This is a genomic window from Flavobacterium calami (assembly GCF_038290035.1).
In the GTDB taxonomy this organism is placed as follows: domain Bacteria; phylum Bacteroidota; class Bacteroidia; order Flavobacteriales; family Flavobacteriaceae; genus Flavobacterium; species Flavobacterium calami.
The window spans coordinates 38179-60322 of the sequence record NZ_JBBYHS010000013.1 but is presented as its reverse complement, the minus strand read 5'-3'; the positions used below and the strand labels follow the sequence as shown (position 1 = coordinate 60322).

The 22144-nt window shown below is 33.2% G+C and carries 18 protein-coding genes; 8 read left to right on the top strand and 10 right to left on the bottom strand.

What is annotated here, in order from left to right; translation table 11 throughout:
• Positions 1-72: 72 nt before the first annotated feature.
• Entirely contained in the window at positions 73-2676 is a 2604-nt protein-coding gene (gene clpB, locus AAEO57_RS13185; RefSeq protein WP_341693353.1) for an ATP-dependent chaperone ClpB, read from the bottom strand.
• A 205-nt stretch (positions 2677-2881) separates the two neighbouring features.
• Between clpB and ytxJ the strand changes: the two genes are divergently transcribed.
• The 8 genes from ytxJ (at position 2882) to AAEO57_RS13145 (ending at position 12462) form a co-directional block, all read left to right on the top strand.
• Positions 2882-3271 carry a bacillithiol system redox-active protein YtxJ gene (gene ytxJ, locus AAEO57_RS13180; RefSeq protein ID WP_341693351.1) on the top strand — a complete coding sequence of 130 codons (390 nt, stop codon included), beginning with the start codon at positions 2882-2884 and terminating at the stop codon, positions 3269-3271.
• 182 nt (positions 3272-3453) lie between these two features.
• Positions 3454-5100, top strand: a complete 1647-nt coding sequence (locus tag AAEO57_RS13175; protein ID WP_341693539.1) for an OstA-like protein — start codon at positions 3454-3456, stop codon at positions 5098-5100.
• Positions 5101-5202: 102 nt separating this feature from the next.
• Positions 5203-6399, top strand: a complete 1197-nt coding sequence (locus AAEO57_RS13170; protein ID WP_341693350.1) for an aspartate aminotransferase family protein — start codon at positions 5203-5205, stop codon at positions 6397-6399.
• Positions 6400-6675: 276 nt separating this feature from the next.
• Positions 6676-8070 (top strand): tetratricopeptide repeat protein, encoded by a 1395-nt coding sequence (locus tag AAEO57_RS13165; protein WP_341693348.1) that lies wholly within the window; start codon positions 6676-6678, stop codon positions 8068-8070.
• Positions 8071-8072: 2 nt separating this feature from the next.
• Positions 8073-8822 carry a shikimate dehydrogenase family protein gene (locus tag AAEO57_RS13160; RefSeq protein WP_341693345.1) on the top strand — a complete coding sequence of 250 codons (750 nt, stop codon included), beginning with the start codon at positions 8073-8075 and terminating at the stop codon, positions 8820-8822.
• 64 nt (positions 8823-8886) lie between these two features.
• Positions 8887-9636, top strand: a complete 750-nt coding sequence (locus tag AAEO57_RS13155) for a lipid A phosphoethanolamine transferase (protein ID WP_341693343.1) — start codon at positions 8887-8889, stop codon at positions 9634-9636.
• A 250-nt stretch (positions 9637-9886) separates the two neighbouring features.
• The gene (locus AAEO57_RS13150; RefSeq protein ID WP_341693341.1) at positions 9887-11866 is read left to right on the top strand and encodes a DUF349 domain-containing protein; all 1980 of its coding nucleotides are present in this window, start codon (positions 9887-9889) and stop codon (positions 11864-11866) included.
• 179 nt (positions 11867-12045) lie between these two features.
• Positions 12046-12462, top strand: coding sequence for an OsmC family protein (locus AAEO57_RS13145; protein WP_341693339.1), 417 nt, complete (start codon positions 12046-12048; stop codon positions 12460-12462).
• Positions 12463-12531: 69 nt separating this feature from the next.
• Here AAEO57_RS13145 and AAEO57_RS13140 read toward each other — a convergent pair whose 3' ends face one another.
• The 9 genes from AAEO57_RS13140 to coaBC form a co-directional block, all read right to left on the bottom strand.
• A complete protein-coding gene (locus AAEO57_RS13140) occupies positions 12532-13251 on the bottom strand; it encodes a response regulator transcription factor (RefSeq protein ID WP_341693337.1) in 720 nt (239 codons plus the stop codon).
• Between the two features lie 3 nt (positions 13252-13254).
• Positions 13255-14841 (bottom strand): sensor histidine kinase, encoded by a 1587-nt coding sequence (locus AAEO57_RS13135; RefSeq protein WP_341693335.1) that lies wholly within the window; start codon positions 14839-14841, stop codon positions 13255-13257.
• A 59-nt stretch (positions 14842-14900) separates the two neighbouring features.
• Positions 14901-15497 (bottom strand): dephospho-CoA kinase, encoded by a 597-nt coding sequence (gene coaE, locus AAEO57_RS13130; protein WP_341693333.1) that lies wholly within the window; start codon positions 15495-15497, stop codon positions 14901-14903.
• Position 15498: 1 nt separating this feature from the next.
• Positions 15499-16497 (bottom strand): glycosyltransferase family 2 protein, encoded by a 999-nt coding sequence (locus AAEO57_RS13125; RefSeq protein ID WP_341693331.1) that lies wholly within the window; start codon positions 16495-16497, stop codon positions 15499-15501.
• Between the two features lie 123 nt (positions 16498-16620).
• A complete protein-coding gene (gene fabV / locus AAEO57_RS13120) occupies positions 16621-17811 on the bottom strand; it encodes an enoyl-ACP reductase FabV (RefSeq protein WP_341693537.1) in 1191 nt (396 codons plus the stop codon).
• 19 nt (positions 17812-17830) lie between these two features.
• The gene (locus AAEO57_RS13115) at positions 17831-18352 is read right to left on the bottom strand and encodes a tetratricopeptide repeat protein (protein ID WP_341693329.1); all 522 of its coding nucleotides are present in this window, start codon (positions 18350-18352) and stop codon (positions 17831-17833) included.
• A gap of 6 nt (positions 18353-18358) precedes the next feature.
• A complete protein-coding gene (recN, locus tag AAEO57_RS13110) occupies positions 18359-20011 on the bottom strand; it encodes a DNA repair protein RecN (protein ID WP_341693328.1) in 1653 nt (550 codons plus the stop codon).
• A gap of 39 nt (positions 20012-20050) precedes the next feature.
• Entirely contained in the window at positions 20051-20935 is an 885-nt protein-coding gene (gene porD / locus AAEO57_RS13105; RefSeq protein ID WP_341693327.1) for a type IX secretion system protein PorD, read from the bottom strand.
• On the bottom strand, positions 20928-22139 hold the full coding sequence (coaBC, locus tag AAEO57_RS13100; protein WP_341693326.1) for a bifunctional phosphopantothenoylcysteine decarboxylase/phosphopantothenate--cysteine ligase CoaBC: 1212 nt from the start codon (positions 22137-22139) through the stop codon (positions 20928-20930). The genes porD and coaBC overlap by 8 nt, the downstream gene beginning before the upstream one ends.
• Positions 22140-22144: the final 5 nt, after the last annotated feature.

Sequence of the window (22144 nt, the reverse complement as noted above, 5' to 3'; positions counted from 1 at the left end):
AAAGTTTCACATGCGTAAACAAAAAAACACCAGTCAAAAAATGACTGGTGTTTTCCTTAAATTCCCTAAAAGTTATTCTACTTTTGGCGACTGATTTCTAAAAACCAGTTTTCCGTCAAAAGCATCAATTAAAATAATACTGTCTGTCGTAATGTTACCCGCCAGAATTTCTTTCGACAATTGATTCAATACTTCTCTTTGCACAACACGTTTTACTGGTCTTGCACCAAACTGAGGATCAAATCCTTTGTCAGACAAGTAGGCAATCGCTTCCGGAGTAGCATCCATTGTAACACCTTGCTGTGCCAGCATTTTAGTAACTCCTTTTAATTGTAAGCTTACAATTCTGGAAATATTATCTACTGTAAGCGGTGTAAACATTACAATTTCATCGATACGGTTGATAAATTCCGGACGAACCGTTTGTTTTAATAAGCCTAAAACTTCATTTTTTGCTGCTTCCGTTGCCGCTTCAACACCGCCCTTAAGATTTTCGAATTTCTCTTGTATAATCTGACTTCCCATATTAGATGTCATGATGATAATGGTGTTTTTAAAATCGGCCAGACGTCCTTTGTTATCAGTCAGTCGGCCTTCATCAAGAACCTGCAACAAAATATTAAACGTATCTGGATGCGCTTTTTCGATTTCGTCTAACAAAATCACAGAATACGGTTTTCTGCGAACTGCTTCTGTTAATTGCCCACCTTCATCATAACCTACATATCCTGGAGGTGCACCAACCAAACGGCTCACACTGTGACGTTCCTGGTACTCACTCATATCGATACGCGTCATGGCATTTTCATCATCAAAAAGATATTCTGCAAGAGCTTTTGCTAATTCGGTTTTACCCACTCCGGTTGTTCCTAAGAATAAAAATGTTCCTACTGGTTTTTTCATATCCTGTAATCCGGCGCGGCTTCTTCGAACTGCATCACTCACCGCTTCTATCGCCTCTTCCTGACCTACCACGCGTTTGTGTAATTCATCTTCCAGATGCAATAGTTTTTCTCTTTCGGTCTGAAGCATTTTAGTAACCGGAATCCCTGTCCATTTTGCTACAACCTCTGCAATATCTTCTCTGGTAACTTCTTCTTTAATCAAAGAATTACCAGATTGAAATTCTAACAATTGTTTTTGCAAAGATTCCTGACGTTCCTGAGCTTCTTTTATTTTACCGTAACGAATTTCGGCTACTTTTCCGTAATCCCCTTCTCGTTCTGCTCGTTCTGCTTCGTATTTAAAGTCTTCGATTTCAAGTTTTACTGCCTGAATTCCGTCGACAATATCTTTTTCAGACTTCCATCTTGCATAGATTTCATTGCGTTCTTCTTTTAAGTTCGCCAAATCCATACGCAGAATCTTCAGTTTATTTTCTTCTTTTTCGCGTTTAATCGCTTCAATCTCAATCTCCAACTGCATGATTTTACGATCCAAAACATCTAATTCTTCAGGTTTTGAATTGATTTCCATACGCAGTTTAGAAGCCGCTTCATCCATTAAGTCAATCGCTTTATCAGGTAAAAAACGATTTGTAATATATCTTTGTGAAAGTTCAACTGCCGCAATAATCGCCTCATCTTTGATTTGAACTTTATGGTGCGTTTCATATTTTTCTTTAATTCCACGAAGAATCGAAATCGCACTTTCAGTATCCGGTTCATCGATCAGAACTTTTTGAAAACGTCTTTCAAGTGCTTTATCTTTTTCAAAATATTTTTGATATTCATCTAAAGTCGTAGCACCAATTGCTCTCAATTCTCCACGAGCCAGAGCTGGTTTCAGAATGTTCGCAGCATCCATGGCGCCTTCACCTCCACCTGCTCCTACAAGCGTATGAATCTCATCTATAAATAAAACGATATCGCCTTCTGCAGCCGTAACTTCTTTTACAACCGATTTTAAGCGCTCTTCAAATTCACCTTTATACTTCGCTCCGGCAATCAATGCTCCCATATCCAATGAGAAAACGATTTTTTCTTTTAAGTTTTCCGGAACGTCACCATCTACAATTCTATGCGCTAAACCTTCGGCAATAGCCGTTTTTCCAACCCCGGGCTCCCCAATAAGCATTGGATTATTTTTGGTTCTACGGGTTAGAATCTGCAAAACACGACGAATTTCTTCATCACGACCAATTACTGGATCTAATTTTCCTGTACGAGCTAGTTCGTTTAAATTTTTAGCGTATTTATTCAACGAATTATAAGTTTCTTCAGCCGAAGCCGAAGTTACTCTCTCGCCTTTTCTTAATTCTTCAATTGCTGCCTTAAGACCTTTTCCTGTAACGCCCTGATCTTTTAAAATTTGGGAAACTTTACTTTTTGAATCAAAAATGGCTAATATTAAATGTTCGATCGAAACGTATTCATCGTTCATTTTGTGCGCAATAATTTCGGCCTCGTTCAAAGCTTTATTAGCATCTCTTGAAAGCATAATTTCACCTCCCGAAACTTTTGGAAAACTCTGAATTGTACTGTCTAAAATTTGCAAAAACAAAGGCACATTTACGTTTAATTTTTTCAAAATAAATGGCGCCACGTTTTCATCTACTTCAAAGATAGCCTTGAAAATGTGTTCATTTTCAATTTGCTGCTGGCCATTTCGCTGTGCTAATTGCTGAGACAACTGAATGGCTTCCTGCGATTTAATTGTAAATTTATTAATATTCATATTTTTATGATTTGATGATTTATTGTTGAAATATTTAATACCATTAAAGTTAAGATTTATAGAGCTATATTTTTAACTCAAAAAAAATTAACTTTGTATTTCGAATAGACAAATTATATTCCATAGTAAAAAAACAGACAAAATGACTGTTTAAATCAGTTTTAAAAGGTTTTTACCTGTCAAAAAGTCGTAAAACAAGCCAAATATGAGTTTTTTCAATTCAATTTTCGGAAATTCAGATAATTCAGAAGCACCAAAAAGCAAAGTAAACTGGACCGAATTAACAGATATTCTTCAGTTACAGGAAGTAGAAGCAATATCAAACGAAAAACCAGTTGTAATTTTCAAACATAGCACACGATGCAGCATAAGCAGAATGGCATTGAAACAATTTGAAAGAGAATATGATCTTGAAAATGCAGTAGATCCATATTTTTTGGATTTAATTGCACATCGTGATATTTCAAATGAGATTGCAGACAGATTTAATGTGTACCATGAATCCCCGCAATTAATTTTAATCAAAAACGGAAAAGCGGTTTATGATGTTTCACACAGCAGTATTGATGCTGAAGCACTAAAAAGCAAGATTTAGATTTTTATTTCAATAATTTACAATAATTCAAAAGGCAAAGTTTTTACTCTGCCTTATTTTTTATTTACGCCTTCCAGAGAGCATGATTTAGCATTATAAATAAATCATAATATCGGTTAAGGTTTTAACCTTTTTCATAAATTTGACAAAAATTAAATCAATTGAAGAAATTACTCTTTTTCATGTCTTTTTGCTTGTTTTTGGTAAGTGTACAAAATATTTTTGCTCAAACACCTAAAAAAATTATAGTAGAAAACTCAGACTTCTCAGATGTTAATGAAGCAGAAATTCCCGGTGCTCTTCTTCTTACAGGAAATGTAAAAATTAATCACGACGGAGTTGTCCTAACCTGTAATAAAGCCTATTATTTTCAAAAAGAAAATTATATTAAAGCTTTTGGAGATGTACAGCTGGTACAGGGAGACACTTTATACTTAAACAGTAAATACGCAGAATATAACGGAAATGTAAAAAAAGCTTTCGCAACCGGAAATGCTGTTATGACTTCTCCGGACGCTACCCTGCAAACCGACACTATTAATTTTGACCGAAATGTTCAGGAGGTTTTTTACAATACCAAAGGAACAATCGTCAATAAAGACAATACTTTAGTAAGTAAATCCGGAAGATATTACGTAGCTCAGAAAAAATTTCAGTTTTTAACAGAAGTCACACTGACCAATCCGAAATATGTTATGAAGTCTAATCATTTAGATTACTACAGCAATTCCGGACACTCTTATTTGTTTGGCCCTTCAACAATTACAAGCAAAACAAATTACATTTACACCGAAAATGGATTTTACGACACCAAGAAAAATCTGGCACATTTTCTTCGAAAATCTTATATAAAATATGATGACCGGCGTATCGAAGGAGACAGCTTATTCTATAATCGGAATACCGAATTTGCTTCTGCAACCCGAAACGTAAAAATTACAGATTCTATAAACAAGGGAATGGTAAAAGGACATTATGCCGAATTATACAAACTAAAAGACTCAATGTTTGTAACTAAAAGAGCTGTCGCCATAAATCTGGTTGAAAAAGATTCGGTTTATATCCATGGTAAAAAATTAATGGTGACCGGAAAAGAAGGCGAAAGAATCATCAGAGCTTATAATAACGTCCGGTTTTACAAAATCGACATGAGCGGAAAATGCGACTCCCTTCATTCGGACAGTAAAACGGCATTGACAAAATTAATCGGAAGTCCGATTTTATGGAATGGAGAAAGTCAGATCACCGGAACTATTATGCATTTAATTGGTGACAACAACACCCGGAAATTAGACTCGCTCAAAGTACTCGGAAACACTTTTCTCATATCCAAAGACACCCTCAGTACTGGTTACAATCAGGTCAAGGGACTCAATTTATTTGGAAAATTCAGAGACGGAAAACTCCACGATGTTGACGTAATAAAAAATACGGAAGTGGTTTATTATATGCGTAATGATGCCAATGAACTTATAGGAATCAATAAAAACGTAAGCAGTAAAATCAACCTTATTTTAGAGAATAATGCTGTAGAAAACATCACTTTTTTCAAGAATGTTGACGGTGATATTTATCCCGAAGCCGATTTAGCTGAAAACGATCGAAAATTAAGAGGTTTTGTCTGGCGCGGTGATGAACGAATAAAATCAAAAGAGGATATTTTTCCTCCTGAGGAGAATGAGCTAAATGAAAAATTAATCAAAGAAGGAAAAGCTGAAGCTGCCAAACCAAATGTCCCGATGAAAGTCAGGAAAGAGACATTGAATTACGACAAAAAGAAACCTGCTGCAAAGAACGGTACAATGCCACGCACAAAAACTAAAAAATAATCACTGATTTTCGATTTACAAAACTTCAGTTGGCAAAAACTAACATAAGCTTAAAATTAAAAACTCAGAACCTTAGTATCTTTGGTACTTAGAAGCTAAAAAATGAATCCAGATTTTATAAAATATCAGGCACAAACTTCTCCATATCCACTCGGAATGGAGGTTTCACACGCCATAGGCTCTTATATTTACGATACCAGCGATAAAAAATATTTAGATTTTGTTGCCGGAGTTTCTGCCTGCACACTTGGGCATCAGCATCCCAGAGTAAATCAGGCAATAAAAGATCAGCTGGACAAATATTCGCATGTAATGGTTTACGGAGAATATTCACAAAGCCCGGCCGTTCAGTATTGCAAATTAATGGCTTCACTCCTGCCGGAATCTTTAAATAAAACCTATTTAGTAAACTCAGGCACTGAAGCAATCGAAGGAGCACTTAAATTAGCCAAACGCACAACAGGCCGCAGCCAGTTGATTTCCTGTCACAATGCATACCACGGAAATACTATGGGGTCTATGAGTGTTATGGGATTCGAGGAACGCAAACAAGCTTTCCGCCCATTGCTCCCTGATGTCGATTTTATAACCTTCAACAACGAAGAAGATTTACAAAAAATAACCACAAGAACAGCTGCCATTTTACTTGAGACCATTCAGGGTGGCGCAGGTTTTATTGAACCGAAAGACAACTTTCTTCAAAAAGTACGCAAACGCTGTGACGAAGTAGGCGCTATGATGATTGTAGACGAAATTCAGCCTGGTTTTGGCCGCACCGGAAAATTATTCGGTTTTCAAAACTATGATGTCGTACCGGATATTGTAGTAATGGGAAAAGGAATGGGTGGCGGAATGCCGGTGGGTGCTTTTACGGCATCTGCTGAAAGAATGGATCTTTTAACCGAGAATCCAAAATTAGGACATATTACAACTTTTGGAGGTCATCCTGTCATTGCGTCAGCTTGCCTAGCGACTTTGAAGGAATTAACTGAGACTAATCTGATTGAGCAAACTTTAGAAAAGGAAAAACTCTTCAGATCACTTTTGGTACACCCTTTGATAAAAGAAATTAGAGGAAAAGGATTAATGCTTGCTCCAATGACTGAGAGCCCCGAAATAACCAATCAGGTAATTTTAAACTGTCAGGAAAAAGGACTCATTTTATTCTGGTTATTATTTGAAGGATGCGCCATAAGAATAACACCGCCGTTAACCATTTCTGAAGAAGAAATTAAGGAAGGATGCGCTATAATTCTTGAAGTTATGGATGAAATTTTGAAAAAAGAACAAAAAGTTTAATAAGGAGCTATTTCCAGCTATACACTATATCTTTTGTTTTTTTAAAGAAAAAAACAAAAGGATGTCGTTCCTATCTGGGCTAGGCCCCAGAATTAAAAATAAAAATCAGAATAATAATCAAATTAATCTTTTACATATCAGAAGATTACGATTAAAAACAGAACACAAATCCTGTCCATATTGTTAATTAAATTGTTCAAAACAATTAGTTCCCTTTCCTCACAAAATAATATGGTTGCCTAAATTTATAACAGGCTAATTTCAAAAAGACAAAGTATGCAATTAAGCAACGAAGAAGAAGATTATAACCTATCCCTATCCAAATTTGAGTCGATGTTAAAAACCAACAAAGTACTCTTTTTTGATTCTGAAGAATTCGAAGAAATTATTCTTCATTATTTAGATATAGGCAAGGCTAATTTAGCAAAAAAGGCCTTAAAACTTGCATTAGACCAACACCCAAAATCTACAGGCTTAAAATTAGTACAAGTAGAAATGCTGGTCTACGACGACAAACTCGATATAGCAGAGAAGCTTTTGAACGAGTTGTATGCAATCGAACCGAACAACGAGGAAATTTATATCCAGAAAGCTAATATTTGTTCCAAAAGAGATCAGCATGAAAAAGCAGTTGAACTGCTTAAAATTGCCCTGCAATACACAGATGATTTTGCTGATGTGTACAACTTAATCGGAATGGAATATCTCTTTATGGATAACCTTGAGATGGCAAAAGATAGTTTCATTAAATGTCTTGAAGAAGACCTGGAAGATCAATCTGCCTTATACAACGTGGTTTACTGCTTTGAATTTTTAGACCAAAATCAGGAAGCTATAGTCTATCTTAACGAATACATCAACAAAAATCCTTACAGCGAAATCGCATGGCATCAGCTTGGCAGATTGCATTATGGAGTAAAAGAATACGAAAATGCAATTCGCGCTTTTGACTACGCAACCCTGATCGACGAAGAATTTTTGGGTGCATTCATGGAAAAAGCTAAAGCTTATGAACGCCTTAAAAAATATACTCAGGCAATAGAAAGTTATAACCGAACCATCGAATTGGATGATGCAACCTCCTATGCTCTATTACGAATTGGTAAATGCTATGAAAAATTAGGGAACACAATTTTAGCCCTGAAATACTACAACCAAACAGTTCACGAAGATCCTCTACTGGACAAAGGATGGATTGCTATTACTGATTTTTACGTTCGCCAGAAAAACTTCCAGAAAGCATTATTTTTTGTCAATAAAGCATTAGCAATTGACAACCAGAATCGTTTGTACTGGAAACGTTATGCCATGATAAACAAACAAATGAACTTTTTTGAAGAAGCTGAATTTGGTTATCGAAAAGCAGTTGAGTTTGGTGATTACGCATTGGACACCTGGCTGTTCTGGGCTGATATTTTACAATTTTTAGGCGAATTTGAAAGTGCCATACAAACTCTTCTACAGGCTTCTGAATACTTTCCTGAAGAAAATGAAATAGAATACCGTTTAGCCGGATTGTATTTTATGATTCAGGACAACACAAAAGCTAAATTTCACCTAAGTAATGGTCTACGCTTAAACTTTGATAATTATATATTGATTGAAGATTTATTTCCGGTAGTCTGGACAAAAAAAATGGTACGAAATTATATTGAAAAACACAGAAAATAATAATGATTGATATTTTAAGAAGACGCTTTGGCTTATTAGGCCGTAATATTAGCTATTCCTTTTCTAAAGGATATTTTACAGAAAAATTTAAAGATGAAGTATTTGCCGGCAACAGCTACGAAAATTTCGATATCCCTGAAATCAATTATTTTACTGAACTAGTTAAAAACAATCCGGATTTAAAAGGCTTAAACGTAACAATACCCTATAAAGAGCAAGTCATTCCGTTTCTGGATAAACTTTCGAAAAAAGCAACTTTAATTGGCGCTGTGAATACCATCAAATTTACCAAAAATGAAAAATTAAAAGGATACAACACCGATTATTACGGTTTTAAAAAATCATTAAAACCATTATTAGAGCCGCATCACAAAAAAGCTCTTATTCTGGGAACCGGCGGAGCTTCAAAAGGTGTTGCATTTGCCCTTGACGAACTTAACATTCCTTACACATTCGTATCAAGAGAAGCAAAAGAAAACATAATCAATTACGACTTAATCAACGGTACCACTTTTGATAATTTTCAAATCATAATCAATTGCACACCAGTCGGAACAAGTCCTAACACTGAAGCTTGCCCTGATTTGCCTTATGATTTTTTTACAGATAAACATATTGCTTACGATTTGATTTATAACCCGGCAGAAACCCAGTTCTTAAAAAATGCCAAAGAAAGAGGCGCAATAATAAAAAACGGATATGATATGCTTATTTTTCAGGCAGAAAAAGCCTGGAAAATATGGAACAAATAAAAATGCCTCTAATTAAATATTAAAGTATTTTTTCATAACTTAGATCACTCATAAATAGCTAGTTATGAAAAATACTTTAACTTTTTTATTATTAAGTTTTATATTTTGCACTTCGCTTAAGGCTCAGGACACAATTGTTCAAAAAAAAAATATTTACACAGAAGCCCGTTATCATTACTACCTGAAAACGATTTTACTTTTTAATGAATATTTAGATACCGACAAAGGCTCGTTCAACACAACTCAACTTCGTTTTTTACATCCAATCGCCAGCAAAGCCTGGAATTTACGAGTAGACCTTCCATTAGTTTCTACCAATACAAATTCAGACAATAAAACCGGAATAGGTGATATTGGAGCCGGCCTGAGTTATATCCCTTATATGAAATACAAAGATGAAGGAATCGCTTTTCGTGCAAGAGTTATTTCCAACTCAGCTGCCGACCCGGCTATTGGCACAGGAAAATGGGTATTTTCGCCTGCGTTTTTCTTTGGAAAATATTTCACACACAACATTTTATGGATTACATCTTTAGAAAACCAAATCAGTTTTGCAGGATCTAAAAACAGAAACGATATCAATTTAACCACTTTCGAGAATTATTTCATGTACATATTTGGCTCTCACTGGATTGCTGGAGATGTCGCTTTTAGATATAATGCCATCAACAAAGGTTATCCAAATAATGCCTACTTAGAATTTGGAAAAAGAATAACTAAAAATGATATCGCATATATTCATCCAAGTGTAGCTTTTGGAAACCATAAAACTTATAATTTTGGACTTGAAGTCGGAATGCTGATTTTATTTTAATCACCCATAAAAATTTATTTCCAAAACTTAACTTTTTTTAAGAAGTGCAAAACTTTTACAAAAACCCTCTTTTTAAGACTTAATTTAACTTTAAGAAATCAATAAAAAAAACCGCTACAAAATTTCAAATTACTTGAATAAATAAGAATTTCATAGTAAAACAACATATAAACAAACGAATTATTTTGTATTTAGAAACACCTTTACTATCTTTCGCTCTGTTTAAAATAAAAACCTTACACATTTAAAGATGTTAGAAGAAAAGAATGATAACCTGCAGGAAGCAGATGGAAAAACAGGAATCGAAATTAACGATTCTGTACAAAATGATGCAATTGAAACATCTAATTCTGAAACAGAAAATGCAATTTCATTGAGTGAAACTGAAAGCACTGAGCAAATTTCAGAAGATACTAATCATCAAACAGCATTGGATGCTATAACAAATTCTAATGCAGAAGAAAGTGAAGACGAAACACTAAAAGAACGTCATGATATCCCTATGAAGGACTATCACACTTTTTCTTTGGATGCACTTGTTGATGAATTAAAAAAGCTTGTAAACACAGACAAAATAATGTCTGTAAAAGATCATATTGAAGAAATTAAAAAATCTTTTTTACTTCAGTTTAATCATTTCATAGAAGAAAAAAAGGAAGAATTTAACGCTTCAAATCAAGATCCTAATGAAGAATTCGAATATCATTCTCCATTAAAATCAAAATTTGATGAATATTATAATGTTTTTAGAGAAAAAAGAAATGCTCATTTTAAACATCTGCAAACCAATTTAAAATCAAATTTAGAAAACAGGTTAGCCATAGTTGAAGAACTAAAGGAACTTATAAACCCACAGGAAAATATAAAGGACGTTCTTAAACATTTTAATGATTTAAGAGAAAGATGGAAAAATGCCGGACCAATTCCGAAAGATAAATACAATCACGTATGGAACAACTACCATTTTCATCTTGAAAATTTCTATGATTATTTGCATTTAGACCGTGAGGCTAGAGATTTAGATTTTAAATACAATCTGGAGCAAAAACAAAAAATCATCACACGCGTTGAAGAATTGGTAAATGAAGCAGATATTAGTAAAGCATTTCGTGAACTTCAGGATTTACACAGAATCTGGAAAGAAGATATTGGGCCTGTTTCAAAAGAACACCGCGATGCGATTTGGAATACATTTAGTGAGTTAACTAAAAAAATCCATGATAAAAGAGAGCTTTTATTTGAAAGTCAAAGAGCCAACGAACAAAAAAATCTTGAAGCCAAAAAAGAAATAATCGCTAAAATTGAAGTTTTAGGCACTGAAAAAGTTAACTCACATGCACAATGGCTTTTACAAATACAAAAAGTTGAAAGCCTGAGAAATGATTTTTTTGCTGCCGGAAAGGTACCGAATGAAGTAAATGAAGAAACATGGGCTGCATTTAAAAACGCAGTCAGAAACTTCAATTCTTTCAAAAATTCGTTTTATAAAGACATCAAAAAAGACCAAACCGACAATTTAAACAAAAAAATGGCTCTTGTTGCAAAAGCCAAAGAGTTACAGGAAAGCACAGACTTTAATACCACTACTCCAATTATGAAGCAAATTCAGGAGGAATGGAAACAAATTGGGCATGTTCCTAAAAAATATTCGGATAAAATCTGGAAGGAATTTAAAGATGCCTGCAATCATTATTTTGACAAGTTAAAGGAACATAAGTCTGAGGAAAACACAGAAGAAGTTGCCGCATTTGATAATAAAAAAGCATATTTAGACACCTTAAGAGCTTTTGAACTTACCGGAGATCATAAAACAGATCTGGATGCGATTAAATTACATATTGAAACCTGGAAAGGATTTGGAAAAGTACCTTTTTCAAGACGCCATATTGAAGGCAAATTCAATAAAATCCTGGATGCTCTTTTTGAAAAATTAAGTCTAAGCAAGAAAGACAGCGAAATGATGCGTTTTTCTAATAGAATTGATTCTTTATCAGAAAACAACGATACTCGAAAATTAGACAATGAAAAGATTTTCATCATGCGTAAAATCGAAGAAGTTCAAAATGAAATTTTTCAATTAGAAAATAACATCCAGTTCTTCACAAACACTAAGAATGCAAAAAAGGAAAATTCTATAGTGCTTGAAGTCCGTAAAAACATTGCTATTCACAAAGAAAGCCTGGAGGTCTGGAAAGACAAACTGAAACAATTGCGTAATTTAAATCAGTAAAGATTTAGTCTACAAATTTTAAAAGGTGTAATGAGAAATCTCAATACACCTTTTTTTATTGCTTTACTTTTCAGTAACAAACCAATAAAGAAAAAAATATAAAATATTGATTATATTTGAATTACACTTTATTTCAAAAATACACTCTAATAATTTTATTAATTCTAACAACAACAAAAATGAAATTTACAAGAAAAGCTAATGCCAACTGGAAAGGATCAGGCATGGAAGGAACAGGGGCAATTAGTACACAAAGTACAACCTTAAACAATGCACAGCTGTCTTTTAAAACAAGATTTGCTGAAGGAGTTGGAACAAATCCTGAAGAACTCATCGCTGCAGCCCATTCAGGCTGTTTTACAATGCAATTAAGTTTTCTGCTAAACGAAGAAGGATTTGTCGCTGACGATTTAGCTACAGAAGCAACTGTTACTTTTGAAGACGGAACGATTACTTTAATTCATTTGGAACTCAAAGGAAAAGTACCATCTATTACAGCCGAAAAGTTTGCCGAAATTGCAACCAAAGCAAAAGAAATCTGCCCTATTTCAAAACTATTAAAAACTCAAATCACATTAAGTGTGAACTTGCTTTAGGTTAAAGATTAATTTTTATCCATAAAAAAAGCTCCGGATAATCGGAGCTTTTTTCTTGTTTTTGTATATTTATTCAGACACTGCTTTACTTTTGACAACCAATCTGAAACCTTCACCGTGAATGTTTAAAATTTCAACATCTTCATCAGCTTTTAGATATTTTCTAAGTTTGGCAATGTATACATCCATACTTCTTGAAGTAAAGTAATTATCATCTCTCCAGATTTTTGTCAAAGCTAATTCTCTTGGCATTAAATCATTTTCATGCAAAATCAGCATTTTTAATAATTCGTTCTCTTTTGGAGATAACTTTATTGGCTCTTCATCCTGGTATGTTAAAAACCTCAATTTAGAATTTAAATGAAATTTACCAATATTGAACTCAAATTGAACTTGCTCTGCTTTAGTGTCTGACGATTTTCTTTGAATAATCGCTTTAATTTTCATCAATAAAACTTCAGAATCAAAAGGCTTGTTCAGATAATCATCAGCACCCGCTTTATATCCTTTTAAAACATCTTCTTTCATTGATTTTGCCGTTAAAAAAATAATCGGCACCTCACTGTTTTTCTCCCTGATTTCTTTTGCTAAAGTATACCCGTCCTTATAAGGCATCATTACATCAAGGATGCACAAATCATAAACGTCCTTTTTGAATTTTTCAAAACCTTCCATACCATTTTTTGCCAAAGTAACTTCAAAATCATTCAGCATTAAATAATCTTTAAGAACCGCACCAAAATTAAGGTCATCCTCTACTAAAAGTATTCTCTTATTAATATTTTCCATATTTTAATTTATTAGTGGTATTTTTATTATGAAGGTACTACCTTTTCCCTTTTCACTTTCTACATAAACCTGACCATTATGGTCTTCTACAATTCTTTTTACATAAGCAAGGCCTAAACCATGTCCTTTCACATTATGCAAGTCACCAGTATGTTCCCTGTAAAATTTTTCAAAGACTCTTTTTTGGGCTACTTTACTCATTCCTAAACCATTGTCTTTGATTTTTATAAGAATCATATCCTTTATATTCTCTGTAAAAACCTCTATTTCAGGAACGTCAGGCGAATATTTTATAGCATTTTCCAGTATATTAACCAAAACATTTGTAAAATGCACCTCATTAACCAGACAAGTGGTTCTTGCTGCGTTATAATGTTTTACAATCGAACCTTTTTTATCTTCTAAAATTAAATTAACATGCTCTATAGCATCTTCAATAATATCATGAATTACTGTAGGCTCTTTACTTATGTCTAATTCTTTTTTCTCCAGTTTTGAAATTCGCAGCACATTTTCAACCTGTGCATGCATCCTTTTATTTTCGTCCCTGATCATTTGAAGATAACGATAGACCTTCTCTTTGTCCTCTATTATTTTAGGATTTCGAATTGCATCAAGCGCCAGATTTATTGTCGCAATCGGAGTTTTAAACTCATGCGTCATATTATTTATAAAATCAGTTTTGATTTCTGATATTTGTTTTTGACGTATTAACTGATTTAAAGCACTTGTATAAGCAATTATTATAATTAGTGTAAAAACTATAGATAATATCGTAATACTTACCAACTGAGACAATAAAAACTTCTTTTTATACGGAAAAGTAACTAATAATTCATATTTACTATTTTCTTCATTATCTGCAAAGACCGGAATATTATAAGTAGCATCTTTATCATAATGAAACCCATTCGATTTTATTTTTGTAGAAACCCCATTACTATAAATTCCAAACTCGAATTTAGTTTTTATTCCATGTTCTTTAAGTTCTTTCTTCAAAAGAGATTGCAATTTATCTTTTGTAATTCTTTCCTCTATTGGCAGTATTGAAGCATAATCCTTATATGTAATTTTTAACTGTGCTTTATTTAAAATATCTAAGTTTCCGTCTATTTCTATTTTTTTATCCGGAATTGTACTTTGATTCAAATTTGAATTATCAATAATACTATTATTGTTATAAACCTCCGTTAATCTTTTGGAACTAAAACTTTTAAATCCATCAGATCCAAATTTTTTATTAAATAGCGATCCATTAATATCGTAATTCTCAGAAGTGATACTGTTTTTATAAACAATTGTTTTATTTGTTTTCGTATTTCTTTGAACAAATAAAATTTCCAGCAAATCTTCCTTTTGCGGAATTTTACCGGTGCTGTCTTTTATATGATTAATTTTATCGTAAAAACTATATTCTTCTTGTTGTTCAAGTTTATCTGAAACGTCACTGATTACCTGCGTTACATGAAATTTAAATTGTTCATCATTATTTTCGAACGAAGAATTGAACCAATATACCTGAACCAGAATTATCCCTATTAAGGATAGACTCATCAGCAAAACAAGTATTCTAAAAAATAATTTATTCATCGAGACAAAATTAATATTTTAACAATATACCAAATAATACATTAACCAAATATTAACATTTAAGACTGATTTTGTTTTATATTTAAAATTTTAAGAATTTTAACAACTTCTTCTTTTGCTGTTTTAAGATTTTCATTGAAAATCACAAAATTGCTCTTTGAAATACGCTCTTCATCTTTCCATTGCATTTTCATCCTGTTTAAGACCTGCTCCCTGTCAGTTTTGTCACGTTTAATAACCCTTTCAATTCTGGTTTCTTCAGGAGCCGTAACAGTTATAATAATATCACAATCTGTGTACCTGCCACTCTCAAACAAAATGGCAGCTTCATAAATCACATAATCATAATTTACATTCTTTTCAAGCCATAATTCGAAATCTTTTTTAACAGCCGGATGCACAATAGCGTTTAACTGATTTAGCTTCTCACTATCATTAAAAACAATTTTAGCTAATTCTGCTCTGTTCAGAACTTCATTTTCAAATAAAAAATCACCAAAGACTGCTTTAATTTCTGCCTCTATAAGTTTTGACTGCATTATTTTTCTGGCCTCATTGTCAGCGATATAAACCGGAACCCCCATTTCTCTAAAGAAATTTGCAATGGTTGTTTTCCCACTTCCTATCCCCCCTGTTAAACCTATAATCTTTGTCATACTATACTTTAAAAAACATATTAGGGAAGGTTGTCTGTGGTTTTCTCTTTAAAAGAATAATTTTTACAAAAGATTCTAAAAAACCTGTTCCGTAACCATAAAATTGTTTCCAGACAGCAATTACTGAAAGACACCCAATCTTAATGCTTTTATTTTGAATTCCAGATGTAAGAAAAATTATAACGAAATATACAAAATATATTTGTAATAATAAATCAAAATTGAAAATTAACAATAAAAAAGCTAATAATAAACCAAGCATAAAAAAGGTAGGAAAGAAAAAAGTAAGCTTATTATGTTCTGGATACCAGCTATTTAATATTGGCCTTGCTTTTCCAAACTTATTGACCTGAATCGAAAATTTCTCCCAGTCTATTCTTCGCTTGTGATAAACAAATGCCTTAGGAAACAATCTGGTTTCAAAACCTAAATTCCATAACCTTATGGATAAATCAGGATCTTCACCAGGATGAATATTCCCAAAACCTTTTGATGCTTCAAAAGCTTTTTTTGAAATCCCCATATTAAAACTTCTTGGTTGAAATTTATCGATTTTTTCAGAACCTCCTCTAATTCCACCAGTCGTCAAAAAAGAAGTCATTGCGAAATTTATTGCCTTCTGAACATCCGAAAAACTGTCTAAAGCTCTGTCTGGCCCACCAAAACAATCAACATATTCCCTATCCAGCTCTTTTCTGACTTCTGTTAAATAATTAGACGGAATAATACAATCAGAATCGAAAATGATAAAATAATTTCCCACTGCCTTTTGCATTCCAAAATTTCTTGAATCTCCAGGTCCTGAATTTTGTTTAAAATAATATGATATATTGAGTTTCCCCTGATAATTCATTACAACACTTTTACAGGGATTTGACGAACCGTCTTCGACAAGAACAATTTCAAATGCTTCATTATAATCGGATTTTGATAAACTTTCCAAAAGTTCATCTACTTCATCGGGGCGATTATAAACGGGTATTATTAAAGAAAAGACCATGATAAAATAATGGAATTAAATGCAGATTTTATAATTTTCAAATTTTGCGCAAAGATATGTTATATTCATAAAAAAACCACCAACTTTAGGTTGATGGTTTTCATTTATAATGATTTATAGAGATTATTTGATACTTTCTACCTGAACTAATTCATTTGCTTCAGCTTTATAATCTATTCCTTCTAATTCAAAGCCAAACAGATTCAGAAAATCATTTCTGTAGCCTTCTAAATCTCCAATCTCTGGTAATGTTTCTGTTGTAGTTTCCAGCCAAAGTTTAGCTACTTCTTCCTGAACATCTTCACGCATTTCCCAATCATCAATTCTGATTCTTCCTTTATCATCAGTAAGCATTTCAGATCCGCTATACAATCTGTCTTTAAACAAACGCTGAATCTGCTCAATACAACCTTCGTGAATACCTTTCTCTTTCATAACTTTATACAAAAGGGAAATATATAAAGGAACCACCGGGATAGCTGAACTTGATTGTGTTACCAATGCTTTATTAACAGAGACATAGGCTTTTCCTCCTATTGATTTCAAACTATCAGCAATAGTAAACGCTGTAGCTTCTAAATGATCTTTTGCACGACCAATAGTTCCTTTACGGTAAACCGCTTCTGTTAATTCAGGTCCAATGTATGAGTATGCAATTGTTGTAGCACCATCAGCCAGTAAATTTTCTTTTTTTAAAGCTTCAATCCACATTGACCAGTCATCACCCCCCATTACTTCTACCGTATTAGCAATATCTTCCTCATTAGCAGGAGCAATTGAAACCTCAGTTACTTTTCCTGTATGAAAATCAACAGTTTTATTAGTATAGGTTTGTCCAATTGGTTTTAAAACTGAACGATGCGTAACTCCTGTTATAGGATTTGTACGTACAGGAGATGCCAAACTATAAATTACAAGATCTACTTGTCCTAAATCTGCCTTAATCAAATCTAAAGCTTCTCTTTTTACCTCATTAGAGAAAGCGTCTCCATTAATACTTTTCGCATATAATCCCGCTTTATGAGCTTCTGATTCAAAAGCTGCTGAGTTATACCAGCCTGGTGTAGCCGTTTTACCTTCAGCAGATGGTTTTTCGAAAAACACACCAATAGTTGCTGCATCTGATCCAAAAGCACTTGTAATTCTTGAAGCTAGTCCAAAACCTGTTGAAGCACCAATTACAAGCACTTTTTTAGCTCCTTCAATAGGGCCTTTTGATTTGATATATTCGATTTGATTTTTAACATTTTGCTCGCATCCTTTTGGGTGTGATGTCAAACAAATAAATCCTCTCATTCTAGGTTCTATAATCATCATGTAATTATTTATTGTATTAATTCAATTTCTGTTTTAATTTTTCAAAAATAGACATTTTATCCTTAACCCTTTTCATGTTTGCATTCATATTGTCTATAAAACTAGGATTTAAGGCATTTTTTTTGGCTAGTTTGTAGTAATTGTAAGCAGCTATATATTGGCTTTCATATTCTGCCATTCTTCCTAATTCGCTATTATAAGATGACGAATCAAAATTCTCGAGAGTTTGCATAGTAAAACTAATATGCTCTTTTGCTTCCTTGTACCTGCCGATATCAATAAGCAGGTAAGTATAATTTATATAAGCTGCAGGGTATTTTGGTTCAAATTTCATCGCCAGCTTATAATGATAAATCCCTTTATCATAATTACTTAGCTTATTATAATAAATCCATCCCAGATGATTATGTGCTTTACCAAAATCCGGGTATTGGGATAATATCTCTTCCAGCAACTCCTTTCCTTCTGCAATATTTCCATCAGAAATCAGTGAATCTGCTTTTATAAATTGATTTTCGTAATAACTCAGACTTTCCATTTTGAATTAATTTAATAATTGTTTTGCGTGATTCAATGCCGAATCAGAGATATTGGCTCCTGACAACATTTGAGCAATTTCTGTTACCCTTTCATCCTGAGATAAAAGTTTTAACTCAGATTGCGTGTCTTCATTTCTTGTAGATTTGAACACCTTGAAATGGGAATCGCCTTTTGCGGCAATCTGAGGTAAATGCGTAATAGCAAAGATTTGCATTTTTGCGCTCATCTCTTTCATGATTTCCCCCATTCTAATAGCAATTTCCCCTGAAACACCTGTGTCTATTTCGTCAAAGATCAAAGTTGGTAATTTAGAATATTGAGCTAAAATTGCTTTTACTGCCAACATTATACGCGACATTTCACCACCAGAAGCTACTTTTTTGAGTAAACCAAAGTCTGTTCCTCTATTTGCCGAAAACAAAAACTGCAATTCATCTTTTCCGTTTTGAAAATAAGTTTCAGAAGGAATAAGTTCCATCCTAAATTGCACATTAGGCATCCCTAAATTTTCCAGTATCGATATCAATTGTTTTGACAAAACGGGAATAGCTTTTTCCCTATTCGAATGAATTTTGGCTGACAGATTGTCTAATTCTTCTGTTTTTTGCTCAATTGATTTTGACAAAACGGTTATTTCTTCTTCAATATTTCCTAATTCCAAAACTGAATTTTCCAGATTTGACTGAATTTGCAATAATTCATCTACTGTTGTAACCTTATGTTTTTTCTGTAAATTATGGATCAACTGCAATTTCTGATTAGTCAGCTCTAACTTCTCTGGATCGTTTAATAATTTTTCTACAGCATTTTGCAACTCTTTCGAAACATCATCAAATTCTATTGCAACACTTGAAATTCTATCAAATAAACTTTGGTATTCCGATGAAAAAGCAACAATTTTATGCAATGAAGCCTTAATTTCATTCAAATTATGAAAAACACCAAATTGTTCTTCATTTGCTATTACCAGCGATTTATCAATCGATTCTTTGATAATCTCAACATTATTAAGTTTCTCAAAATCAGCCTCCAGTTCTTCCTGTTCTCCTGATTTTAATTTCGCAGCAACCAATTCATTCAATAAAAAAGTATTGTATTCCTGCTCTTTCCCTGCATCACTTTGTTTTTTAAGCAAAGCATTTAATTTTGATTTATCTGATTTATATAATTTAAGCAATTTTTGATACGAATCTATAGTTTCTAAATTCTGCGCAATTGCATCAATTATTTTAAACTGTACTTCTTCATCTGAAAGTTCCTGTGTTTGCTGTTGCGAATGAATATCAATCAAAAACAGACTAAGATCCTGTAATTCCTGAAGATTTACCGGACTGTCATTGATAAAAGCACGAGATTTACCAGAAGGGAGGATTTCGCGTCTGATAATCGTTTCATCTTCATAATCCAGATCATTTTCTTCAAAAAAAGCTTTCAAATTGTATTTTGAAATTTCAAATTGTGCTTCGATTACGCACTTTTCTTCTTTATTTTTAAGAGATGTCAAATCGGCCCTTTTTCCCAAAACCAACCCTAAAGCCCCTAAAATAATGGATTTCCCCGCCCCAGTTTCACCTGTGATTATAGAAAATCCTTTCGAAAAATCTATAGAAAGTTTTTCAATTAATGCGTAATTTTTAATTGACAGCGAAGTGATCATATAGTTTTAAAGTAAATTTATTGACGTAAATAAAAATAATTAATATTTAATCTGTGACCATTTTGTAGAGTTCAATGGCGATACACGGTTTAGATTATCTACTAAATCTGTAATAGTAATACTTGGACCTCCTGAGAAAATTGAAACAATCTCATCTGATTTTGCATCAAAAAGCACTCTTGTTAAAAAAGCATTAGGCTTAACTGAGTTCAGTTTTCCTATTAACATTAAAGACGATTTTATTTTCTCCTTTGCTGCTTTTAAATCCTGACTCATTATATCTAAACCTGAAAAATAAAGAAAAGTAGTTTGTCTCAGGTCAGAATAAACCGGAGCAGCCATGTCGTTTATCAGAAAATAACGATTCTGAAGTCCATCAGCCTGAGTCCAGCCCTTAGAACCACCCTGCTGGGCTACATTGGCAATATTCTGTGCGGTTTCAAAATAAGGATTTCCTCCGGCAAACTGAAATGTATCAGCATCCATTCCTAAAATCATATAACTGTAAAAGGATATTACCGAAACCAAATTAGATTCAAATGTGGCAGGATTATACAATAGAGGCTCATATTCTGTATACCTGAAATTAAAATCTTTATCATTAAAATTAAAAACAGGTGACGAATACGTTGAATTATAAATTAATCTCGAAGACTGTACTTGTATTGTTCCTGAAAATTGGTCTGAGTTATGAGACATAAGAGTAATATACATGGAACAGTTTATACGCTCATTTTGTTTTAAAACAGCTCCCATCCAATCGGTTTTATTCACAAATTCAGATAAGGAAGTCTGAAGTGTTTTATAAACCTGCAGATTTGGATTTGGCAATCTTTCCGTATTTATTGTAACCGTGCAATTTAACTGTTGTGCCTGTGCAAAACCAAAAAACAGAAGCGTTAAAAAAGTAACTAATTTATACATAAAAATGCCCTATAACTTTGTTTAAAATATCTACTGCAACAGATTCTTTTGATTTTAAATCCATTGGTTCAATTTTAAATTCCTTGTCTATAAAAGTGACTTTATTAGTCGGCTGTTGAAAACCAGCTCCTTTATCCTGCAATGAATTTAAAACAATCAAATCTAAGTTTTTTTTCTGGATTTTCAACTTGGCATTTTCAATTTCATTCTCAGTTTCCAAAGCGAAACCAATCAAAAACTGATTTTTTTTAATTTTCCCTAATGAGAATAAAATATCTTTAGTTTTTTCTAGTTCAATGGAAAACTCATCAGTTGATTTCTTAATTTTCTGAGCTGCAATTACTTTTGGTTTATAATCCGCAACAGCCGCAGCTGCAATAGCCACATCTGAATCATTAAAATGCAAATGACAGGCATCATACATTTCCTGGGCTGAAACTACGTTAATAACTTCAATGAGAGAGTTTTCAATCCTTAAATTAGTAGGACCTGAAACCAAAACAACAGAAGCTCCCAAATCTGCAGCTACCTTTGCAATATCAAACCCCATTTTTCCTGAAGAATGATTCCCTATAAAACGCACAGGATCAATAGCTTCGTAGGTAGGCCCTGCTGTAACAAGTATTTTTTTTCCTTTTAAAGGTAATTTACTTTCTAAATCTGCTTCTAAAAAGGCAATTATATTTTCAGGCTCTGCCATTCGGCCTTCACCTGATAAACCACTTGCAAGCTCTCCATTTTCAGCAGGAATCATTGTATTTCCAAATTGCTTTAAAGCATTAAAACTGGACAAAGTAGAAGGGTGCTTATACATATCCAAATCCATTGCAGGAGCGAAATAAACAGGACATTTAGCCGATAAATAAGTAGCAATTAAGAGATTATCACTGTTTCCTGTTACCATTTTAGATAACGTGTTTGCAGTTGCCGGAGCAATTAACATAAGATCAGCCCAAAGTGCCAGATCTACATGATTGTTCCAGACAGCATCCTGATCGTCTTCATTAAAAAAACTGGAAAACACAGGATTTTTTGATAACGTAGATAACGTAAGTGGAGTTACAAAATCCTTAGAAGCAGGTGTCATGATCACCTGAACATGTGCACCTGCTTTTATAAAGAGTCGTACTAATGAGGCTGTTTTATAGGCTGCAATTCCACCGGAAACCCCCAGTAAAATTTTCTTCCCGTTTAAAACTGACATTGTAC

Coding starts and splice junctions, on each gene's coding strand:
- AAEO57_RS13140 (WP_341693337.1), bottom strand. CDS start 13,251: ATGGAAAATATTAATAAGAGAATACTTTTAGTAGAGGATGACCTTAAT.
- AAEO57_RS13160 (WP_341693345.1), top strand. CDS start 8,073: ATGATTGATATTTTAAGAAGACGCTTTGGCTTATTAGGCCGTAATATT.
- AAEO57_RS13150 (WP_341693341.1), top strand. CDS start 9,887: ATGTTAGAAGAAAAGAATGATAACCTGCAGGAAGCAGATGGAAAAACA.
- porD (WP_341693327.1), bottom strand. CDS start 20,935: ATGTATAAATTAGTTACTTTTTTAACGCTTCTGTTTTTTGGTTTTGCA.
- coaE (WP_341693333.1), bottom strand. CDS start 15,497: ATGACAAAGATTATAGGTTTAACAGGGGGGATAGGAAGTGGGAAAACA.
- fabV (WP_341693537.1), bottom strand. CDS start 17,811: ATGATTATAGAACCTAGAATGAGAGGATTTATTTGTTTGACATCACAC.
- clpB (WP_341693353.1), bottom strand. CDS start 2,676: ATGAATATTAATAAATTTACAATTAAATCGCAGGAAGCCATTCAGTTG.
- AAEO57_RS13145 (WP_341693339.1), top strand. CDS start 12,046: ATGAAATTTACAAGAAAAGCTAATGCCAACTGGAAAGGATCAGGCATG.
- AAEO57_RS13165 (WP_341693348.1), top strand. CDS start 6,676: ATGCAATTAAGCAACGAAGAAGAAGATTATAACCTATCCCTATCCAAA.
- AAEO57_RS13175 (WP_341693539.1), top strand. CDS start 3,454: ATGTCTTTTTGCTTGTTTTTGGTAAGTGTACAAAATATTTTTGCTCAA.
- recN (WP_341693328.1), bottom strand. CDS start 20,011: ATGATCACTTCGCTGTCAATTAAAAATTACGCATTAATTGAAAAACTT.
- ytxJ (WP_341693351.1), top strand. CDS start 2,882: ATGAGTTTTTTCAATTCAATTTTCGGAAATTCAGATAATTCAGAAGCA.
- AAEO57_RS13155 (WP_341693343.1), top strand. CDS start 8,887: ATGAAAAATACTTTAACTTTTTTATTATTAAGTTTTATATTTTGCACT.
- coaBC (WP_341693326.1), bottom strand. CDS start 22,139: ATGTCAGTTTTAAACGGGAAGAAAATTTTACTGGGGGTTTCCGGTGGA.
- AAEO57_RS13135 (WP_341693335.1), bottom strand. CDS start 14,841: ATGAATAAATTATTTTTTAGAATACTTGTTTTGCTGATGAGTCTATCC.
- AAEO57_RS13115 (WP_341693329.1), bottom strand. CDS start 18,352: ATGGAAAGTCTGAGTTATTACGAAAATCAATTTATAAAAGCAGATTCA.
- AAEO57_RS13170 (WP_341693350.1), top strand. CDS start 5,203: ATGAATCCAGATTTTATAAAATATCAGGCACAAACTTCTCCATATCCA.
- AAEO57_RS13125 (WP_341693331.1), bottom strand. CDS start 16,497: ATGGTCTTTTCTTTAATAATACCCGTTTATAATCGCCCCGATGAAGTA.